Consider the following 17,906-nt stretch of genomic DNA (forward strand, 5'->3'; position numbering starts at 1 on the left):
CCGCGGACCAGCTCCCCCGACAAGGGGAACCGATCACAGAGAAGCAACCAGCTACGCCTTGAGCTCGGACTCGTGGAAGACCTGGATGAACGGGACCTCGTGGCGCGAGCCGTCGACCGGATTGATCACGGTGATTTCGTGCTCGTCCGCGCCCTCGCCGACTTCGCCGACGAGCGAGGCGACGGCGACGACCGAGGCGCCCTCGTGCTCGACGACCGAGAAGTCGAGGCTCAGCTCGTTGCCGTTGCGCAGCGTGACCAGCGAGCTGGTCTGCACATACGACTTCTCCGACAGCCACGCGTCAAGCAGGACGACGCGCTTGCCCTTGATCGACGGGCCCTTGATCGACGGGAACACGAAGTCCATGACGAATCCGTCGAGGTCCTCGCCACGGGATGCGGCGGCCTGGATCGCGGCGCTGACGAGCGGCACGGAGGCGGCGGTGAGCGCGCCGACCGCGTCGAAGTCGTCCACCGAATAGCCGGCGTCCTCAAGCGTGTCGAGTAGGACGTGGCCCATCACCGCGGCGCCGTGGTGATCGAGCGTGACGCCGTACAGTTCGGAGAACGGACGCCCGACGACGCGTTCCTTCAACAGGGAGCGCAGCTGGTCGCGCGGGTCGAGGGCGGCGAAGTCGATGGCGTCACCGCGCAGGTCGGCGGGGCCGGTGGTACGGAAACCGGAATCAGTCATAACGCCAACAATACGGCCCGGTCTCGTCACCGGGCGCCACCGGCCGGCACTGCGACGGCGCCGGTCGGCACTGCGACGAACGCCTTTCAGGATTTGACGAGGCGCGCAATGGCGGCGGACGCCTCGTCGATCTTCTCGTCGGCCACCGCGCCGCCGTCCTGCGTGGCCTGGTACACGCAGTGCTTGAGATGGTCGTCGAGCAGCAGCAGCGCCACCGATTTCAGGGCCGAGTTCGCGGCGGCGATCTGCGTGAGCACGTCGATGCAGTACTTGTCGTCCTGCACCATCTGCTCGATCGCGCGCACCTGCCCTTCGACGCGATGCAGCCGCGCGAGCACCTTCGCCTTGTCGTCGCCGTAACCGTGCACGATCGCCCTCCTGTCCTGCCATACCGCGATCCCGCGGTTTTCCCCTCGGAAGAATCTCCGATCATTATACCATATAGGGGTATAGGGTATACACTGTCATCAGGGATAGAATCGTGACGGACGACATCCGAGCGTCGGATGCCGGGAACGTCATGGAACGGAACGTCAGAGCACGGCACGTCAAGGCACGGCACGACACGGAGAGGAACGAAGGGACGACATGCAGTTCGAGATATTCACGATCGGGGCGTCGCTGATAGGCGCGGCGCTGCTCACCTGGCTCATCCTGCGGTTCTTCTTCGGCGCACGCAAGGCCACGCAGGGCGAGATGGCCGACGGCGAGCAGCGCGCCACCATCACCGTAAAGGGCGGCTACTCGCCGGATGTGCTGACGATGCGCGCCGGCGTGCCGATCGTCCTGAACTTCGACCGGCAGGAGACCGGCGAATGCACGTCGCACGTCGTCTTCGGCGATCTCGGACTCGACGCGATGCTGCCGGGCAACACCGCCACCGAAGTGAGGCTGCCCGCGCTCAAGGCGGGCGAGTATCCGTTCGCATGCGGCATGAACATGGTCCACGGGCTGTTGCGCGTCGAGGGTGACGGGGACGGTGCGGCGGCGGACACGGCGGCGAGCGCGGCTGACGCAAGCGAGGCCGCTGCGAGCACGACCCGCTCCAGCGCCGCCGATGCCCCCGCCCCCGGCGCCGATTTCGCCGCCGCGCAGGCGCGTGAGGCCGAGGAACGCCGCGCGGAGATCAGGAACCTGACCAAGCTCGTCGCGATCGGCGCCGTGCTCACGCTGCCCGTTTTCGCGGGCATGATGCTGCACATGATCGATCACATGCTCGTTCCCGGCTGGCTTGTCAATCCGTGGCTGCAGGCGGTGCTCATCACACCGGTCATGTTCTACTGCGGCGCGCCGATCCATCGCGTCGGATTCCCGGCGCTGAAGCACCGCTCGCCGGACATGAACTCCCTCGTCTCGCTCGGCACAAGCGCCGCGTACCTGTACAGCCTGCTCGTGTGTGTGGCGCCGTGGCTGCTGCCGGAGGGATCGCGCGAACCGTACTTCGAATCGGTCGGCGTGGTGATCACGCTCGTGCTCGTCGGGCGCCTGTTGGAGACGAAGGCGCGCGAGGGCACCGGCAAGGCCGTGCAGGCGCTGATCGGACTGCGCCCGCGCACCGCGCACCGGCTGGTTGTGGCGTCGGATGCGACGGATACCGCGAGCGCCATGGCCATCGCGTCCGACTGGCTCGACCCGCACGCCTACACGGACGTCGACATCGACGACGTCAAGCCCGACGACCTCATCGTCGTCAAGGCCGGCGAGCGCATCCCGACCGACGGCGTGATCGTCGCGGGCGAGGCGCAGGTCGACGAGTCGATGATCACCGGAGAATCGCAGCCCGTGCGCAAGGCCGCGGCCGCGGACGCCACCCTCACCGGCGCGACGATCGTGCTCAAAGGCAACCTCCTCATGCGCGCGACACAGGTCGGTGGCGACACGGTGCTTTCGCAGATCGTCGCGATGGTCGCCCGCGCGCAGGCGACGAAGGCGCCGGTGCAGCGCATGGCCGACTCCATCGCCCGTGTGTTCGTGCCGGCGGTGTTCATCATCGCGGTGTGGACGTTCGCGATCTGGTTCGCGATCGGCCCCGATCCGGCGCTTGCGCACGCGCTCGTCACGGCGGTGAGCGTGCTCATCATCGCGTGCCCGTGCGCGCTGGGCCTGGCGACGCCGCTGTCGGTGACGGCCGCGACCGGCGTGGGCGCGACGAACGGCGTGCTCGTCACCAGCGCGAAGGCGCTGGAGAACGCGCGGATGATCGGCACCGTCGTCTTCGACAAGACCGGCACGATCACGCGCGGCGTGGCCGACGCCGATTCGACCGACTGGAGCCGCCCCAGCTACGAACGCGACCCGATCAAACCCGGATCGAAGGAGGCGGTGGCCGCATTGCGCGCCGCCGGCATCCGCACGGTCATGCTGTCGGGCGACAAGGCCGACGTGGCCGCGCACATCGCGCGCGAGGTCGGCATCGACACCGTGATCGCGCAGGTCAAGCCCGACGGCAAGGCGTACTGGATCGAGAAACTGCAGAACGAGCCGCATGACGGACTCGTCGCGATGGTCGGCGACGGCATCAACGACGCCCCCGCGCTCGCGCAGGCCGATCTGGGACTCGCGATCGGCACCGGCACCGACGTGGCGATGCAGTCGGCCGACGTGACGCTGATGAGCGGCGACCTGCGCGGCGTGATCCGGACGATCAACCTGTCGCAGGCGACGATGCGCAACATCAGGCAGAACCTCGGCTGGGCGTTCGGCTACAACGTGATCGGCATCCCGATCGCGGCCGGCGTGCTCTACCCGTTCACCGGATGGTTGTTGAGCCCGATGATCGCGGGACTGGCGATGGCGCTGAGCTCGGTGTGCCTCGTGCTCAACGCGAATCGTCTGAACCTCGCGCGTCCGAGTGCGGATGCGGTGTCCGGGCGGAGGATCGACGGTGGCGACACCGCCGGATCGCATCGCGGAGGTTCCACGGGAAACACCGGCACCGGCGACGGGCCGCGCGTGATCGTGGACGAGCGGACCTCGCTCACCACGGGCGCAGCGGGCGCGCACACCGCGGACAATACTTCCCATAACACCAATCACAAGGAGAACACCATGGAAATGAACCACATGCACATGCACCACGCCGCCCCCGCCGACGGCGAGACCGCGACCGACCCGGTGTGCGGCATGACCGTCGCGGTGAACGCCGACGCGATCACACGCGAACACGACGGCAAGACCTGCTACTTCTGCGGCGAGCACTGCGCGAAGAACTTCGACAAGGCACCGCAGATCTTCCTCGAGAAGTAAGCGGCTTCCCCCGAAATACAACGAAGAAGGCTGGTCGATTCCCATGTGAGGAATCGACCAGCCTTCTTCTATATCAGGCGTAGGCGTAGACGTATCCGGCGTATCCGCAGTGTTTCAGCGGACCATCTCTCAGTTGAAGAACATGGTGAACAGCCAGCAGCCGATGATCGCGCCGACGATCGGGGCGACGACCGGAATCCACGCCTCGTTCCAGCGGGAGGTGCCCTTGTTCGGGATCGGCAGGATGGCGTGCAGCAGTCGCGGCATGAGATCGCGGGCCGGGTTCAGGCCGGGGCCGGTCGGACCGCCCATGGAGGTGACGAGGCCCCACACGATGAAGCCGACGACGATCGCCGCGGCGGCCGGGTCCTTCTCGCCCCACGGGTCCATCAGGCAGCACAGCGCGCCGAAGACGAGCACGAGGGTGCCGAACATCTCGTTGAGGAAGTAGTTGACCTTCTTGTCATCCGCGTCGCTGGTGCAGAACGTGGCGAAGATGGCCTCGGGGTCCTCGGTCTCCATGTAGTGCGGGTAATAAGTCAGGTAGACGATGAACTGGCCCAGCGCGGCGCCCAGCAGCTGCGCCACGATGTACGGCAGGACGTCGTTCCACGGAAACATGCCGTTGATGGCCTGGGCGATGGTCATGGCCGGGTTGATGTGGGCACCGGAGATCGCGCCGAACATGAGGACCGGGAACATCACACCGAAGCCGTAGCCCATGGCGATGTTGAGCCAGCCGGCGTGATGGCCCTTGGTGTTCTTAAGCTCGACGTTGGCCACGGAGCCGTTGCCGAAGATCATCAGGATGGCGGTGCCGAAGAACTCGGCCGCCAGCTTGGTCATGAGGGAATATTCCACTGCTCTTCTTTTCTTCTCGTGCTAATTGCTTGGTAGTGCGGTAATGCGACGGTGACGCGACTCGCGTCAGGCAAACGAGCTAAGTGTACGCCGAGGGCTGAACCGTGTTGTGCGTGCAAGCGTGCCGCCTTGGCCGGCGGAGCCCGCCCAGACTGGAGGACCAGGGGCCACACGTTCCCCGTCCGGCCCTATAGGATCGGATGGTCAAAAAAAGATCAGGGCCGCGCATTTCGTCCGATCCTATAGGATCGGACGTTTCGGAAGGACGGGGACACACAGTTTCGTCCGATCCTACAGGATCAGACGTTCCCGATGACGCAACCGGCATCCTACCGACCAACCCTATAGGATCGGACGTTTCCCGCAACAGAAACAGCTGCTCTCTATCCGATCCTATAGGATCGGACGTTGCGGAAGAAGCGGGCCGCGCGTTTCGCCTGTTCCTACAGGATCGGACGTTTCGCGTACCCTCCGCGACCCGGCTAGCGGCGGATCCTGCAGGATCGGGCGTTTTCAGCGCGAAATGGGGACTTTTTACGTCCGATACCATAGGATCCGCCGTTTGCGAGCCCCGGCATGTGCACGAAACGCCCGATACCATAGGATTCGTCGCCAAGGTGCGGGACGGGAGCCCGGCCCGAGGCTCCATGCTCCGGGACTCCGGAAGAAAACAAGAAAGGCACCGGCGCGAAGCCGATGCCTTTGAATGTGCCCCCGCAGGGATTCGAACCCTGGACACGCTGATTAAGAGTCAGCTGCTCTAACCAACTGAGCTACAGGGGCGTTGGTCAGACGTTGAAGTGTTCCTTGCAACAGGTGACTAATATACACGCAATCACACATGACGCAACCTGATCCTTTCCCCCGCGTGTCGCATCATCACACCGCCGTCCATCCCTACAGGATTGGACGTTTCGCGTACCCTCCGCGACCCGGCTAGCGGCGGATCCTGCAGGATCGGGCGTTTTCAGCGCGAAATGGGGACTTTTTACGTCCGATACCATAGGATCCGCCGTTTGCGAGCCCCGGCATGTGCACGAAACGCCCGATACCATAGGATTCGTCGCCAAGGTGCGGGACGGGAGCCCGGCCCGAGGCTCCATGCTCCGGGACTCCGGAAGAAAACAAGAAAGGCACCGGCGCGAAGCCGATGCCTTTGAATGTGCCCCCGCAGGGATTCGAACCCTGGACACGCTGATTAAGAGTCAGCTGCTCTAACCAACTGAGCTACAGGGGCGTTGGTCAGACGTTGAAGTGTTCCTTGCAACAGGTGACTAATATACACGCAATCACACATGACGCAACCCCGGCGTGTCGCACTCACGCGGTGGGATCGCACTCACGCAGTGGGAGCCGCACTCGCACGGTGACGGGTGGGCGCATTCGTCACCCCAACGTTGGACAGCGGTTCAGAGACGACCTCGTCACGTAAACCACATCGACCTCTTGCCACGGCACATGCCAGCGAGAGACAACCGTCACTATGAGACGACGCACTCTCACAGGCAACCGCCCAGCGAGAGACATCCGCCACCACAGTGACAACGCCCTCTCACAAGCAGCCGCTTAGCGAGAGACAACGGTCACCATAAGGGCGACGCACTCTCACAGGCAACCGCCCAGCGAGAGACATCCGTCACCACAGTGACAACGCCCTCTCACAAGCAGCCGCTTAGCGAGAGACAACGGTCACCATAAGGGCGACGTCCTCTCATAAGCAACCGCCCAGCGAGAGGTTTCGGTCAGGCATCCGCAGGGGCGTCTCGCCAGTCACCCTGCCAGCGAGAGACGCCCGCCACGTCCTGACCGCGAACTCTCACAAAGCACCCGCCCCTCAACCAAAACGCACACCCCCGCACACGCACACACCCTCATACGCCCCCACACGCACACACCCGCCACGCAGATACGAGAACCCCGCCGGGTCGGCGTGCGGATACACGCGGCAACGGCGGGGTTCTCAGTGCTTAAGCTCAGACTCTCAGTCTGATGGGGTCCGGCGGTCGCCCGAACATGATCGATCAGCCGATCAAACGATCAAACGATCAAACGATCAGACAATCAAGCGATCATCACGAAGGCAACTGCGCCGGAATCAATCACTCGGCGACGACCTTGACGAAGAACTTCGCGGAGATCTCCGGGTGGAGCTGGACCTCGGCCGGGAACTCGCCCGTGGTCTTGATGGCCTCGACGGTGATGGACTTCGGGTCGACCGGAGCCTTGTCGAGGAGGGCCATCGCGATGGCTTCCTTGGAGATGGAGCCGAACAGCTTGCCGGACTCGGACACCTTGGCGGCGATCTCGACGGCGGAGCCCTCGATGGCGGCCTTGGCGGCGACGGCGTCCTCGCGGGTGGCGACGGCCTTGGCCAGACGCGCGCGCTTCATGGCGGCGATCTGGGCCTCGGCGCCCTTGTTCCACGCGAAGGCGTAGCCCTGCGGGATCAGGAAGTTGCGGGCGTAGCCGGCCTTGACCTCGACGACGTCACCGGAGTGACCGAGGTTGGCAACGGTCTGAGTGAGAATAACCTTGGTATCAGCCATGTTCATAGCCTCCTAACTCAGCGGCCGGACGTGGCGTACGGCAGCAGGGCCATCTCGCGGGCGTTCTTGATCGCCTTCGCGAGATCACGCTGCTCCTGCACGGTCACGCCGGTGATACGACGGGAACGGATCTTGCCGCGATCGGAGATGAACTTGCGCAGCAGCGCGACGTCCTTGTAATCGATCTCGGTGACCTTGGCGGCCTTCAGCGGGTTCGGCTTCTTCTTGAACGGCTTGACCGGCGGTTGCGGCCTCTTGCGTGACATGATGTTCTCCTTGTTTACGATTTGATGCTTGTGTGGCGTAGGCGCGGTGCGTGCGCTGAAATCGTTGGATCAGAATTCCGGATCGTCGTCGGATCCGCCGCCGAAATCGGAGGATCCACCGAAGGTGGAGAAGCTGGAGCCGGAACCGGCGTCGCTGCTCCACGGGTCGGCCGCGGGGGTCTGGCTCTGGGACGGGGCGGACGGGGCCTGAGGCGCGGAAGACTGGCCGTAGCCGGAGCCGCCGCCCTGGTAGCCGTTGCCACCGGAGTAGCTGGCGCCACCGGAGTAGCCGCCATTGCCGCCGTTGCCGTATCCGCCGTTGTTGCCGGCGAATCCGCCGTTGCCCTGACGACCCGCGAAGCCGCCCTGACCGGATGACTGACGGGTGACCTGGGCGGTGGCGTACCGCAGGGAGGGGCCGATCTCGTCGACCGTCATCTCCACGACGGTGCGGTTGGAACCGTCCTGCGCCTGATAGGAGCGCTGCTGCAGACGACCCTGCGCGATCACACGCATGCCCTTGGACAGGGACTGCGCGCAGTGATCGGCGAGATCGCGCCATGCGGAGCAACGCATGAACAGCGCCTGACCGTCCTCGAACTGGCCGGACTGGCGGTTGTACGTGCGCGGCGTGGATGCGATGGTGAAGCTCGCCACGGTCGCGCCGGAACCGATGGTTCGCAGCTCGGGATCCGCGGTGAGGTTGCCGATGATGGTGATCGTGGTTTCGCCTGCCATGACGCTACCTTCTTAATCCATTTCCAGCGCGATCCGGCGCGAACGCCGAACCAGCGTCGCTGGTCTTACGCTTACTTGACGTCCTTACGAAGGATCTTCGTACGGATCACGGACTCGTTGAGGTTGAGGACACGGTCGAGCTCATCGCTGACAGCGGGCTCGGCGGTGTAGGTCACCACGACGTAGTTGCCTTCGGTCTTGCCGGCGATCTCGTAGGCGAGCTTGCGACGGCCCCAGTAATCGGGCTCATCGACAACGGCGCCCTCCTTGGTGACGAGCTCGAGATACTGCTCGGTCAGCTTCTTCAGACCGCGCTCATCCAGCTCAGGATCGGCGATGAACATCAGTTCGTACTTGTGCGCAGACATCACCCACCTCCTTCGGACTATTCGGCCACGGACCTTCCGTGGCAGGAGTGTGTTTACGCGTTACTGCTTTACAACCGGACAACACGGGAATCGGGGATGACGCCCGGCGACCGGCCGCAAAACACAACTTCACTACGATAACGCGGCGGCGCGACATATTGAGTGGCGCAGGTTCTCGACCACCTCGACTACCCCTCAGTCCCGCTTCGCGGGCCAGCTCCCCTGACAAGGGGAGCCGGAGGGAGGTGAGACAACCGGATCGTCGTCGAAATGACTGACGCGGGTCTGACAAGGGGAGCAAGGGGAGCCGGAGGAAAGCGAAAGACAACCGGCGCGCAACGCCCGAGCTCCCGGCATCCGGCCCCCTAGTACACTGTGTAAAAGCTGTTCAGGGTCTGGCCCCACGCCCGGCCCGATTACCCGATTATGTTCGCGGAAACACACGAAGGACGGAAACGAAACATGTCGTCGATGCTGGAAGGCACTCCGGACAAACGAATGGCGCTGGTAACGGGCCGCGCATACCCCGAGTTGGCCGATCAGGTGGCCGCGTGCCTGGGCACGCAGGTGCTCGAGACGACGGCCTACGACTTCGCGAACGGCGAGATGTACGTGCGCTTCACCGAACCGGTGCGCGGCGCCGACATGTTCGTGCTCCAGTGCCACTCCGGCCTGATCAACAAGTGGATCATGGAGCAGCTCATCATGATCGACGCGCTGAAGCGCGCCTCCGCACGCACGATCACCGTGGTCGCGCCGTTCATGGGCTACTCGCGCCAGGACAAGAAGCACCAGGGGCGCGAACCCATCACCGCGCGCCTCATCTACGATCTGTTCCGCACCGCCGGCGCCGACCGCATCATGACGGTCGACCTGCACGCCGCGCAGGAGCAGGGCTTCTTCGACGCGCCCGTCGACCACCTCACCGCCACGCCGGTGCTGCTCGACTACGTGCGCAACCACATGCCGCTGGACAACACCACCGTCGTCTCCCCCGACGCCGGCCGCATCAAGGTGTCCGAGCGCTGGGCCGCGAAGCTCGGCGGCGTGCCGCTCGCGTTCATCCACAAGACGCGCGACATCACCCGCCCGAACCACGCCGTCGCCCACGGCATCATCGGCGACGTGCTCGACCGCGACTGCGTGGTCGTCGACGACATGATCGACACCGCCGGCACGATCTGCGAGGCCGTGCGCGCCCTGCGCGAGGCCGGCGCCCGCTCCGTCACGCTGGTCGCGACTCACGGCCTGCTGTCCGGCCCGGCCGTCGAGCGCCTGTCGAAGTGCGGCGCGAAGGAGATCGTCCTGATGGACACCGTGCCGATCCCCGAGGAGAAGCGCCTGCCGAACATGACCGTGCTGTCCGTCGCGCCGCTGCTGGCCGCCGGCATCCGCTCCGTGTTCGAGGAGGGATCCGTCCAGACGCTGCTCGAGGGGCTTCCCGAGGACATGCGCCCGCGCAACATCTACGCGTGATCGGCGCGCGTCTGACGTGAATATGTTCGATTTCACGACGATTCCCGACCGCCGCGACCATGACGCGCTGGCGGTCGACGACATCGGCTCCGCGGTCAACCCGGACGCGCCGCACGCGCCGATGCCGGGCTTCGAGCCGATCCCGATGTGGGTTGCGGACATGAACTTCGCGACGGCGCCGGCCGTCACCCGCGCGATCGCCCGCAGGCTCGAACACCCGCTGTTCGGCTATTTCCGGCCGACGGACGACTATTTCAACGCGATCATCGACTGGCAGTCGCGTCGCAATGACGTGACTGGACTCGCCGCCGAACACATCGGATACGAGAACGGCGTGCTAGGCGGGCTGGTGTCGGCGCTGCGCGCGTTCGCCGCGCCGGGCGAGTCGATCCTCGTGCACTCCCCCACGTACGTCGGGTTCACCCATGCGATCGAGGGCGCCGGATACCGCATCGAGCACAGTCCGCTCACGCGAGACGCGGACGGCGTGTGGCGCATGGACTACGAGGACATGGATCGCAGGCTCAAGGCGGGGAACATCCATCTCGCGGTGTTCTGTTCGCCGCACAATCCCACCGGCCGTGTGTGGGAGCGCGACGAGATCGAGCGGGCGATGGAGGTCTATCGCGCGAACGACTGCGTGGTCATCTCCGACGAGATCTGGTCGGATCTGATCCTGGACGCGCATCATCACATCCCCACGCAGTCGGTGGGCGAGGATGCGCGCAATCGCACGATCGCGTTCTATGCACCGAGCAAGACGTTCAATCTGGCGGGATTGGTCGGCAGCTATCACGTCGTGTACGACCGGTACCTGCGCGATCGGCTGGAATCGTCCGGCGCGCGCACGGCGTACAACAACATGAACGTGCTGTCGATGCACGCGCTGATCGGCGCGTATTCGGAGGACGGCGAGGCGTGGCTCGACGAGCTGCTCAAGGTGCTGTCGCGCAACCTGCGCATCGGCTTCGACTACTTCGACGCGATCGAGGGCGTTCGGCTCGCGCGGCCGCAGGGCACGTACATGCTGTTCCTCGACTGCGAGGAGTGGTGCCGTGCGCACGGGCTCGCGATGGACGAGCTGCTGCGTCAGGGATGGGACGTCGGCATCGGCTGGCAGGACGGCCGCGCGTTCGGCGGCGACTGGACGATCAGGATGAACTTCGCGCTGCCGCTCGCGCGTGTCGAGGAGACATTGCGACGACTGGACGAGCATGTGTTCGTGCGATGACTATTCATATGTCCGGCCCCATCTGAGATGAGGGGGCTGTCAGCGAAGCTGACTGGGGGCGAGATCGGGAAACCGTACTTGCTTCCCATGCAACTCTCAGGAAACGCGCATGGAGCGTTGAAGAAAGTGCGGTTATATAGGAATTGCAGTCAAGCAGACCGCAACAACTGAACTTCCTTCTTCTCCTTTCTTCTCCTCTCTCGGAAGCCCGGCCCCGATCGGCCGGGCTTCCGTCGTATGGGGGCCTTCTCCGCTCACTGTCTCCGCTCACTGCTGGAGGCTGGTGGTCACCTGATGTTCGATGCGGTCGTAGGCGTTGGCGAGGATCATGTTGCCGGGGACGGTGGTCAGCAGGAACGCGAGCAGCGCCGCGATGACGGCCATGAGCACGCCGCGGATGATCTTCACGACGATCTTGAAGATCACATACGCGATGATCGCACCGGCCACGACGCTCAGCACCGTGCGCACTTGCTCGGGAAGGTTGCCGTACCAGACCACGAACCGGTCCACGGCGGACAGATCAAGCTTCGACGGGTCGATGGCGTTGAGATCGATGAGATTCAGGTTCATGGGCACGATCCCCTTTCAAGAATGAAGAATGTTTTCACGAATTGTTTCACGTATGTTCGCGGATGTGGATTTCTCCCGCCGTCAAACGCGATTCACGGGTACTATCGGATCATAGTAAGAGGTGTGGTTCCTCTGGATCATCGCCCTGTCGTTTCGGACGATGACGCGCCCTCACATCCATTGGCGGTTCGGATTCGGCGCAACTTGGGGATGGTAGTGAACTATGAGGGGACAGCATATGCATCGGGGATATGGATGGTCGAAGCGCATCGGGGCGCGGGAAGCGCGGCAATCATGACGTTTACACAGGAGCAGATCGCCTATCTCGAATCGCTGCCGGCGGTCGAGCACGCCAGCGCGACGCGCATCACATACGCGGAGGACTTCTGCCGCATCTGCCTCGAGCGGTACCGTCACGGCGCAAGCCCGACGGCGATGTTCCGCGAGGCCGGACTCGACCCGAAACTGGTCGGGTACAAACGCATCGAACGGTGCTTCGCCCGCTGGAAGCTGCAGGCGGACAGCGCGGCCGGCGACGGCAGCGGAACGGGATCGGGCGCGAGCCATGCCGGAACGACGGGTGTCGACGGCGTCGCGGGCAGTGACGCGGGCACGCGGACGGCATCCGCAGACGCGAGTGCCGACGGACGAGACGCGGGTGCGACTGGCCGTGCCTGCGGTGACGGGGAGAATCGCGCCACCGCCACGCGACTCGGAGATACAACCGGCGGCGGGACTGGCGACGGCCTTGGCGGATTCAGCCGCTTCGCCGCTTCCGGCGGAGTCACCCGCATCAGCGCGGTATCGGGCGGTCAAACAGTCGGGGCAATGGGAACGGCGATCGGACCGGCCGACCCGCGTGACACGATCATCGCACGGCAGGCGCTCCTCATCGACGAACTCGAGCACGAGATCGCGGAACTGCGCCACGGCGACGGCTCCTACCGCGCACCTGACGGGAAGGACTGAGGTCTGACAAGGTCTGACATGGCCTGACGGGGCCTGACACGGGGCCGACGAAGGGGATTGAGACCCGGACGAGGAATGGCGACGCGCGTCGACACGGCAACGCCGGGTTGAATTGTCGGGTAACGACGTGTATTTTAGAAGAGTTGCCCCTCTAGCTCAACGGTTAGAGCAGCGTCCTTTTAAGTCGTGGGTTTTTCGGGGATTAAACGTACTGCCCCGACCCGCTTCACGGATTAAATTTGAACGGCTCCCGGTCATGGAAAGCGTGTTTCCATGTCTCGGACCAGTGCCTCCGCCGCGTGCGCGTTGTCGCCGGTGTTTGCCGTTGACGGCTTCGCCGATGCCTCGCGCGTCCTGTTCGGGCGTGGTGTCGTTCCTCAGTCCCATGATACCCGTTTTCTGCTGGTTCCCGCCGCGAACCGTGACACGAGCGTGCCTGACGGGCAAGGCGCGGCGAGCGAACGCGAGCTGCGCCGTGACGGCGTGACCACGCGCCGCGTGCGCATGCTGATGGGCGAGCCGAATTATGTGAGCTACGCGGCGCTTGCCCGTATCATGCGACTGTCGAAGTCGTCGGTGACAGGCAAGCTCAACGGCGACATCAACTGGACTCTGCCCGACATCCGGCGCATCGCGTCGCATTTCCGCGTTTCCAGCGACTGGCTGCTCGGCCTGTCCGACGATCCCGTTCCTTCGATGGCGAAGGAGGTGGTCGCCTTCACATAGAAAAAGCCCTCTCCTTGCGGGAGAGGGCCAGGTCCGTTCGGGATCCGTGGAGGCGGCCGGTCAAAACCGTTTCCCGGATTCCAATCAAAGTAACCAAGAAAGCCTGAATTTTGTGAAGAGAAAGGAAGGCTTTCGCGGTGCAGACAGAGATTGGATTCTTATGTCTTACAAGCAGGATTGTATACCCGCGCGCGTGACCGTCATCGTGTGCGGAAGCCCGGAAAACCACGGTTTTGAGGGAAAGTCTTATATCACGGTTTCACCGTATCTCGACGAATCGGTCAGCCGCGCTGACCGATTGCGGCGTGCCGTGGCCGCGCATCCGGCGGGAGGTGAACGCCGATGAGCATCCAGGCATTGAGCCGCGTGTTCACGCTCAAGCGGCTGATCGAGGACCCGTACGCCCAGCTCGTGCTCATCAACCTCGCCGACAACGCCGACGAGCACGGGCGCAACTCCTTCCCCGGCATCAAGAAGATGGCCAGGAACTCGTGCATGTGCGAACGGTCGGTGCAGCGCAAGCTGCGCTGGCTGGAGGAGAACGGCTTCATCCGCAAGTCGGAAGCCACGGAGGTGATCCAGTACCTGCCCGAGTACAAGCGGCCGACCGTGTGGGAGATCTGCATGGACCGCGACGAGACGTTGCCCGCGCCGACGGACCGCAAGCCGCGCACATCGTGCAGAGGCGAGAGCCAGACGGAGGAAGCGGACGACACCGAGCAGGATGCCGACGCCGGTGCATGCGAGGCACCCGGTGCATCACAGTCACCGGGTGCAGGAAAAGCACCGGGCGGAAGCAAGACGCCCGATGCACTGCGAGTCACCAGCCCGGTGACCGTGCAGTCACCCAAACCATCCCATGAACCTATTACCCCTCTGTCCCCTAAAGGGGACATCTCCCCACGGGGAGACTCAGCCGGGAACAGCACAACCACCATCAGCCAAGAGCCCGCCGAACCGGACACCTACGCCGAACCGGACCGAGGTCTTGTCTTCACCGGCGAAAGCCCTCGGCCGGACGAGACATTCGTCGGCGACAACGTCTCCGCATCCGATTGCGACGCGCTGCTGGAACGGTTCGCCGAACTGCTCGCCGGCGAACAGGTGTGGGCCAAGCCGCCACGGGCGCGCGACCAGCGGGCCGCGGCGAAATTGCTCTCGGAGCACAGCCAGATGGAGATTCTGGAGCTGGTGCTGTGGACCGCCAAGAATCCGTTCTGGCGTCCGAAAATGCTGAGCATGTCCGAGTTCGCCCGACGTTGGGAACGCCTGTGGCAGGAACGGCGCGGCGAGATCGAACAGCGACGGATCAGGGTCAAACGCATCAAGGCGGGGACCATGCCGGCGAAAGACGAGGAGGAGAAGGACCCTCATGCGGCGGTTCTGGTCTCGTGCGAAACCGTCACGCAGTGCCCGGTCTTCGGCTACTCGTCGTTCCAGCACGGCAGGTCGAACAGTCGAATCGCGTTCGCGCAGAACCATCTCAACGGCTCCATCCGACGGGACAAGTGCCCGGTGTGCGCGTACGACGAACGCAACCTGGCGCTGCACGGCAACACACGCACCGCGGAAGCCGTCAAGCGGGCACGGGTCGAGGCCGACGAGCAGACGAAACGCTGGAAGGAACACCTGCGGCAGAAGGAAGAGAAACTGGCAGCGTTCGACCGGATGCTGAGCATGGAACGGAGCGCATGATGAACGGGTTCCGCCCCACCGGTAAGCCGGCCGACAAACCAGCACGAGCTACGGGCGGCGACGAGTGGATACACACGTCGATGCTTCCGCCCGGCGGCCTGTGCGCGCAGGCGCAGCTCGACCTGTACGACATGATCTGGATGGAACTCGACGCCGCCGGCGACTCACGCCCCGACCAAATGCTGCGCGGCGCAGCCAAACGCCTGTGCGCGCAATGCCCAATGCTCATGCCGTGCCTGGCCCGTAGCCTGCTGCGCCCGGTCACGCACGGCATCCTCGGCGGCATGACCTACAAGGAACGCCAGTACGCGATGCGCGTCGTCATCGTCCACGACGTTCTGCCCGGCCGCAAGGCCGCGGATCTCGCCCAACCGTACCGGCGGCTGCTCGACTGGCTTGACGCCCACCCCGAAATCCACAGCATCGTACGCAACCGGCGACGCAACGAACGCGCACGCAAAACCGGCAACGGCGAACCGCTCGGACGGCCACGCAGGCTCACCCGGCTCGAACCCGGCGAACGCGATCCGCCGGAGACGCCCGACGAACAGGCGCAGCCGGACACATCCGCAAAGAAATAAAGAAACAAAGAAAAACACAAATACAAACAAACACAAAGGGAGACCGTCATGAGAATCGCCATCGCCAACGCGAAGGGCGGGGTCGGCAAGACCACCATCGCGCAATACCTGTGCCACGCGCTCGTCCGCGACGGGCAGCATGTCACGCTTCTGGACGCCGACCCGCAGTACTCCGCGACCCTGTGGGACAGAATCGCCAACCTCAACAACGAAACGCTGCCGTTCAACGTGCGGGCCGCCGCCGGCGACGAACTTGCCGCAATCCGCACCGCGCCGGGAGAATGGCTCGTCATCGACGCGCCGCCCACGCACGCGGGCCTCAAAACCGCGCTCGACACGGCCGACTTCGTGATCGTGCCCACCACCGAATCTCCCGTCGACCTGCAGCAGGCATGGGCGACCGTCAACGCGGCCGGACGCACGCCCGCCGCCGTACTGCTCAACCGCGTCGAAACGAATACGGTCGCGTTCCGGCAGGCCATGCACGCGCTCGAAACACAGGACACGCCACGCTTCGACACGATCGTGCCCAAACGGCAGGAGATCAAGACCAGCTTCGGCCGCCGCCCGGCCAAACTCTGGGAGTACGGCCTCGTCCTGCACGAGCTGAGACGGGCGGTCGGACGATGAAGGGGAACCTGAGCTATCTGCCCGCCGAACGCGAGATCACGTCGGTCGACGACATCTACCGAGAGGAACCGGCCAACGACCCCTACATGGTCACCAGCATCAAGATCCGCACCTCGCTGCGCAACCGCATCAAAGCGGCCGCCGGCATCAAGGGCATCCGCATGCAGGACCTCGTCGCCCAGGCCCTCGCCGAATACCTCGACCGGCACGAGTGAAGTTATTGCTGGTGCGCCGCAGCGGAGACATTCCTTGCAGTCGTACCAGCAATACAGCCAATCGTGATGGATTAGCGTCTCGCCCATAGGTTGAACACGAAGCCGTGACGATCCTTCTCATATGTGCGGATGAGCTGGTATCCGAACGAGGCGAACAAATGAGCGCTGGCACGGTTGTTTTCATCAATAGTGGCGATGAACACCGGGTTTAAGTCACGTTGGACGGCATCGCGGGTCGCAACCGCCATCGCGTCGCGTAAGGCCTGCGTACCTAATCCCAGGCCTCGGAGCCTGCGGGATACAGCGATCACCGCGATTTCGTACACCCCGTTACCCTTATGCGCTACCGCACAGTATGAAGCCAGATTGCCGGTCTCATCGTCCACGCCCACGCGAATCCAGCAATCCTTGTCGTGATATATCGGACTGTTATGGATGAGACGTTGCACCAAAAGCGCCCACGGTTCCGGATGAAGCTGTGATCCTTTGACCCATCGTCCGTCAATCTGACGGTTGGCCGGTACGGGATCAGTGCAAGAGAAACTAGTGAACCGCGACTGATCGGACTTGTCGGCGAAACGAAAACGAACCGGCACTCTGCTGCTCCGTCAACGGCTCAAGCGTAAACCTGTTCACGAGGAGACGGGACAGCGCCCGGCTCCGCTTCAGAGGATTTGCCGAGAAATTCCAACACATCCTGCGGCAGGGGCGCATCGCACAAACGCAGATAGTCGCATTCGGCACTGTCCTTATCCACCGTGTACAAATCAACGAGTTTTACCATGACACGCCTCCTTTCGTAAAGATATGCTACCGCACGTCATGGTCCGGCATCAAGGGATTTTTCCTGAAAGGAAGTCATGCCAGATCCACATAAACAAAGAAATACGAACATAAAGAAATGCTACGAAACTACCGGCTGATGGGTGGTATCGGGGACGGTGACGATTATCGTGGTGGGACCACGAAGCCGTGGCGGGCGGCGACAGGATGAGGGGTGTGCGGTCGGGCCAAGGGTGGTTCGGGTAAACGTTCCGCACCTTCCCTCTCATGACATGGCCGCGCCGTCGGGTTCTCTTCCTTTCTCTTCCC

General features: G+C 63.9%; 20 protein-coding genes and 2 tRNA genes. 10 read left to right on the top strand and 12 right to left on the bottom strand.

Annotated features, from left to right (window positions below; translation table 11 throughout):
* Window positions 1-51 precede the first annotated feature (51 nt).
* The gene (locus CSQ85_RS08340) at window positions 52-693 is read right to left on the bottom strand and encodes an orotate phosphoribosyltransferase (RefSeq protein ID WP_181281858.1); all 642 of its coding nucleotides are present in this window, start codon (window positions 691-693) and stop codon (window positions 52-54) included.
* 86 nt (window positions 694-779) lie between these two features.
* Window positions 780-1,061, bottom strand: a complete 282-nt coding sequence (locus tag CSQ85_RS08345) for a metal-sensitive transcriptional regulator (RefSeq protein WP_107041620.1) — start codon at window positions 1,059-1,061, stop codon at window positions 780-782.
* Between the two features lie 220 nt (window positions 1,062-1,281).
* Here CSQ85_RS08345 and CSQ85_RS08350 point away from each other — a divergent pair, with 220 nt between their 5' ends.
* Window positions 1,282-3,939, top strand: a complete 2,658-nt coding sequence (locus tag CSQ85_RS08350) for an HAD-IC family P-type ATPase (RefSeq protein ID WP_150383679.1) — start codon at window positions 1,282-1,284, stop codon at window positions 3,937-3,939.
* 129 nt (window positions 3,940-4,068) lie between these two features.
* Here CSQ85_RS08350 and CSQ85_RS08355 read toward each other — a convergent pair whose 3' ends face one another.
* The 7 genes from CSQ85_RS08355 to rpsF form a co-directional block, all read right to left on the bottom strand.
* Window positions 4,069-4,800, bottom strand: a complete 732-nt coding sequence (locus CSQ85_RS08355) for an MIP/aquaporin family protein (protein WP_150383680.1) — start codon at window positions 4,798-4,800, stop codon at window positions 4,069-4,071.
* A gap of 709 nt (window positions 4,801-5,509) precedes the next feature.
* Window positions 5,510-5,583: transfer RNA gene (locus tag CSQ85_RS08360), tRNA-Lys, on the bottom strand.
* Between the two features lie 380 nt (window positions 5,584-5,963).
* A tRNA-Lys gene (locus tag CSQ85_RS08365) sits at window positions 5,964-6,037 on the bottom strand.
* A gap of 862 nt (window positions 6,038-6,899) precedes the next feature.
* Entirely contained in the window at window positions 6,900-7,346 is a 447-nt protein-coding gene (gene rplI, locus CSQ85_RS08370; protein ID WP_107041633.1) for a 50S ribosomal protein L9, read from the bottom strand.
* A 17-nt stretch (window positions 7,347-7,363) separates the two neighbouring features.
* Window positions 7,364-7,612 (bottom strand): 30S ribosomal protein S18, encoded by a 249-nt coding sequence (gene rpsR / locus CSQ85_RS08375; RefSeq protein WP_043167349.1) that lies wholly within the window; start codon window positions 7,610-7,612, stop codon window positions 7,364-7,366.
* 69 nt (window positions 7,613-7,681) lie between these two features.
* Window positions 7,682-8,350 carry a single-stranded DNA-binding protein gene (locus CSQ85_RS08380; RefSeq protein WP_150383681.1) on the bottom strand — a complete coding sequence of 223 codons (669 nt, stop codon included), beginning with the start codon at window positions 8,348-8,350 and terminating at the stop codon, window positions 7,682-7,684.
* A 71-nt stretch (window positions 8,351-8,421) separates the two neighbouring features.
* Window positions 8,422-8,718, bottom strand: coding sequence for a 30S ribosomal protein S6 (gene rpsF / locus CSQ85_RS08385; protein WP_150383682.1), 297 nt, complete (start codon window positions 8,716-8,718; stop codon window positions 8,422-8,424).
* Between the two features lie 462 nt (window positions 8,719-9,180).
* Between rpsF and CSQ85_RS08390 the strand changes: the two genes are divergently transcribed.
* Together CSQ85_RS08390 and CSQ85_RS08395 are read left to right on the top strand one after the other, a co-directional pair.
* Window positions 9,181-10,194, top strand: a complete 1,014-nt coding sequence (locus CSQ85_RS08390) for a ribose-phosphate diphosphokinase (protein WP_150383683.1) — start codon at window positions 9,181-9,183, stop codon at window positions 10,192-10,194.
* Window positions 10,195-10,216: 22 nt separating this feature from the next.
* Window positions 10,217-11,425, top strand: coding sequence for a MalY/PatB family protein (locus CSQ85_RS08395; RefSeq protein ID WP_150383684.1), 1,209 nt, complete (start codon window positions 10,217-10,219; stop codon window positions 11,423-11,425).
* 267 nt (window positions 11,426-11,692) lie between these two features.
* Here the strand turns inward: CSQ85_RS08395 and CSQ85_RS08400 are convergent, their stop codons facing one another.
* Complete coding sequence (locus CSQ85_RS08400) at window positions 11,693-11,998, bottom strand: hypothetical protein (RefSeq protein ID WP_150383685.1); 306 nt, start codon at window positions 11,996-11,998, stop codon at window positions 11,693-11,695.
* A 294-nt stretch (window positions 11,999-12,292) separates the two neighbouring features.
* Between CSQ85_RS08400 and CSQ85_RS13640 the strand changes: the two genes are divergently transcribed.
* From CSQ85_RS13640 to CSQ85_RS08435, 7 genes are all read left to right on the top strand, one after another.
* The gene (locus CSQ85_RS13640; RefSeq protein WP_150383686.1) at window positions 12,293-12,967 is read left to right on the top strand and encodes a hypothetical protein; all 675 of its coding nucleotides are present in this window, start codon (window positions 12,293-12,295) and stop codon (window positions 12,965-12,967) included.
* Between the two features lie 273 nt (window positions 12,968-13,240).
* A complete protein-coding gene (locus CSQ85_RS08410; protein ID WP_150335994.1) occupies window positions 13,241-13,693 on the top strand; it encodes a helix-turn-helix domain-containing protein in 453 nt (150 codons plus the stop codon).
* Between the two features lie 193 nt (window positions 13,694-13,886).
* On the top strand, window positions 13,887-14,039 hold the full coding sequence (locus tag CSQ85_RS13090; protein WP_190972962.1) for a hypothetical protein: 153 nt from the start codon (window positions 13,887-13,889) through the stop codon (window positions 14,037-14,039).
* Window positions 14,036-15,388: a helix-turn-helix domain-containing protein gene (locus CSQ85_RS13095; RefSeq protein WP_190972963.1), complete on the top strand. Its 1,353-nt coding sequence runs from the start codon at window positions 14,036-14,038 to the stop codon at window positions 15,386-15,388. The genes CSQ85_RS13090 and CSQ85_RS13095 overlap by 4 nt, the downstream gene beginning before the upstream one ends.
* A complete protein-coding gene (locus tag CSQ85_RS08425) occupies window positions 15,385-15,969 on the top strand; it encodes a WhiB family transcriptional regulator (protein WP_150383688.1) in 585 nt (194 codons plus the stop codon). Before CSQ85_RS13095 ends, CSQ85_RS08425 begins: the two co-directional genes overlap by 4 nt.
* Before the next feature lie 48 nt (window positions 15,970-16,017).
* Entirely contained in the window at window positions 16,018-16,599 is a 582-nt protein-coding gene (locus CSQ85_RS08430) for a ParA family protein (protein WP_150335992.1), read from the top strand.
* Entirely contained in the window at window positions 16,596-16,814 is a 219-nt protein-coding gene (locus tag CSQ85_RS08435) for a hypothetical protein (protein WP_033494383.1), read from the top strand. Before CSQ85_RS08430 ends, CSQ85_RS08435 begins: the two co-directional genes overlap by 4 nt.
* Window positions 16,815-16,885: 71 nt before the next feature.
* On the opposite strand, the gene CSQ85_RS13100 is transcribed toward CSQ85_RS08435, so the two are convergent.
* Together CSQ85_RS13100 and CSQ85_RS13105 are read right to left on the bottom strand one after the other, a co-directional pair.
* On the bottom strand, window positions 16,886-17,410 hold the full coding sequence (locus tag CSQ85_RS13100) for a GNAT family N-acetyltransferase (protein WP_081892078.1): 525 nt from the start codon (window positions 17,408-17,410) through the stop codon (window positions 16,886-16,888).
* 20 nt (window positions 17,411-17,430) lie between these two features.
* Entirely contained in the window at window positions 17,431-17,598 is a 168-nt protein-coding gene (locus tag CSQ85_RS13105; RefSeq protein WP_156103674.1) for a hypothetical protein, read from the bottom strand.
* Window positions 17,599-17,906: the final 308 nt, after the last annotated feature.

Origin of the sequence: Bifidobacterium rousetti (genome assembly GCF_008698235.1) — a bacterium.
Classification (GTDB): domain Bacteria; phylum Actinomycetota; class Actinomycetes; order Actinomycetales; family Bifidobacteriaceae; genus Bifidobacterium; species Bifidobacterium rousetti.

Coding starts and splice junctions, on each gene's coding strand:
- CSQ85_RS08410 (WP_150335994.1), top strand. CDS start 13,241: ATGTCTCGGACCAGTGCCTCCGCCGCGTGCGCGTTGTCGCCGGTGTTT.
- rplI (WP_107041633.1), bottom strand. CDS start 7,346: ATGGCTGATACCAAGGTTATTCTCACTCAGACCGTTGCCAACCTCGGT.
- CSQ85_RS08430 (WP_150335992.1), top strand. CDS start 16,018: ATGAGAATCGCCATCGCCAACGCGAAGGGCGGGGTCGGCAAGACCACC.
- CSQ85_RS08435 (WP_033494383.1), top strand. CDS start 16,596: ATGAAGGGGAACCTGAGCTATCTGCCCGCCGAACGCGAGATCACGTCG.
- CSQ85_RS08350 (WP_150383679.1), top strand. CDS start 1,282: ATGCAGTTCGAGATATTCACGATCGGGGCGTCGCTGATAGGCGCGGCG.
- CSQ85_RS13105 (WP_156103674.1), bottom strand. CDS start 17,598: ATGGTAAAACTCGTTGATTTGTACACGGTGGATAAGGACAGTGCCGAA.
- CSQ85_RS13095 (WP_190972963.1), top strand. CDS start 14,036: ATGAGCATCCAGGCATTGAGCCGCGTGTTCACGCTCAAGCGGCTGATC.
- rpsR (WP_043167349.1), bottom strand. CDS start 7,612: ATGTCACGCAAGAGGCCGCAACCGCCGGTCAAGCCGTTCAAGAAGAAG.
- CSQ85_RS08395 (WP_150383684.1), top strand. CDS start 10,217: ATGTTCGATTTCACGACGATTCCCGACCGCCGCGACCATGACGCGCTG.
- CSQ85_RS08340 (WP_181281858.1), bottom strand. CDS start 693: ATGACTGATTCCGGTTTCCGTACCACCGGCCCCGCCGACCTGCGCGGT.
- CSQ85_RS08380 (WP_150383681.1), bottom strand. CDS start 8,350: ATGGCAGGCGAAACCACGATCACCATCATCGGCAACCTCACCGCGGAT.
- CSQ85_RS08390 (WP_150383683.1), top strand. CDS start 9,181: ATGTCGTCGATGCTGGAAGGCACTCCGGACAAACGAATGGCGCTGGTA.
- rpsF (WP_150383682.1), bottom strand. CDS start 8,718: ATGTCTGCGCACAAGTACGAACTGATGTTCATCGCCGATCCTGAGCTG.
- CSQ85_RS08425 (WP_150383688.1), top strand. CDS start 15,385: ATGATGAACGGGTTCCGCCCCACCGGTAAGCCGGCCGACAAACCAGCA.
- CSQ85_RS08400 (WP_150383685.1), bottom strand. CDS start 11,998: ATGAACCTGAATCTCATCGATCTCAACGCCATCGACCCGTCGAAGCTT.
- CSQ85_RS13640 (WP_150383686.1), top strand. CDS start 12,293: ATGACGTTTACACAGGAGCAGATCGCCTATCTCGAATCGCTGCCGGCG.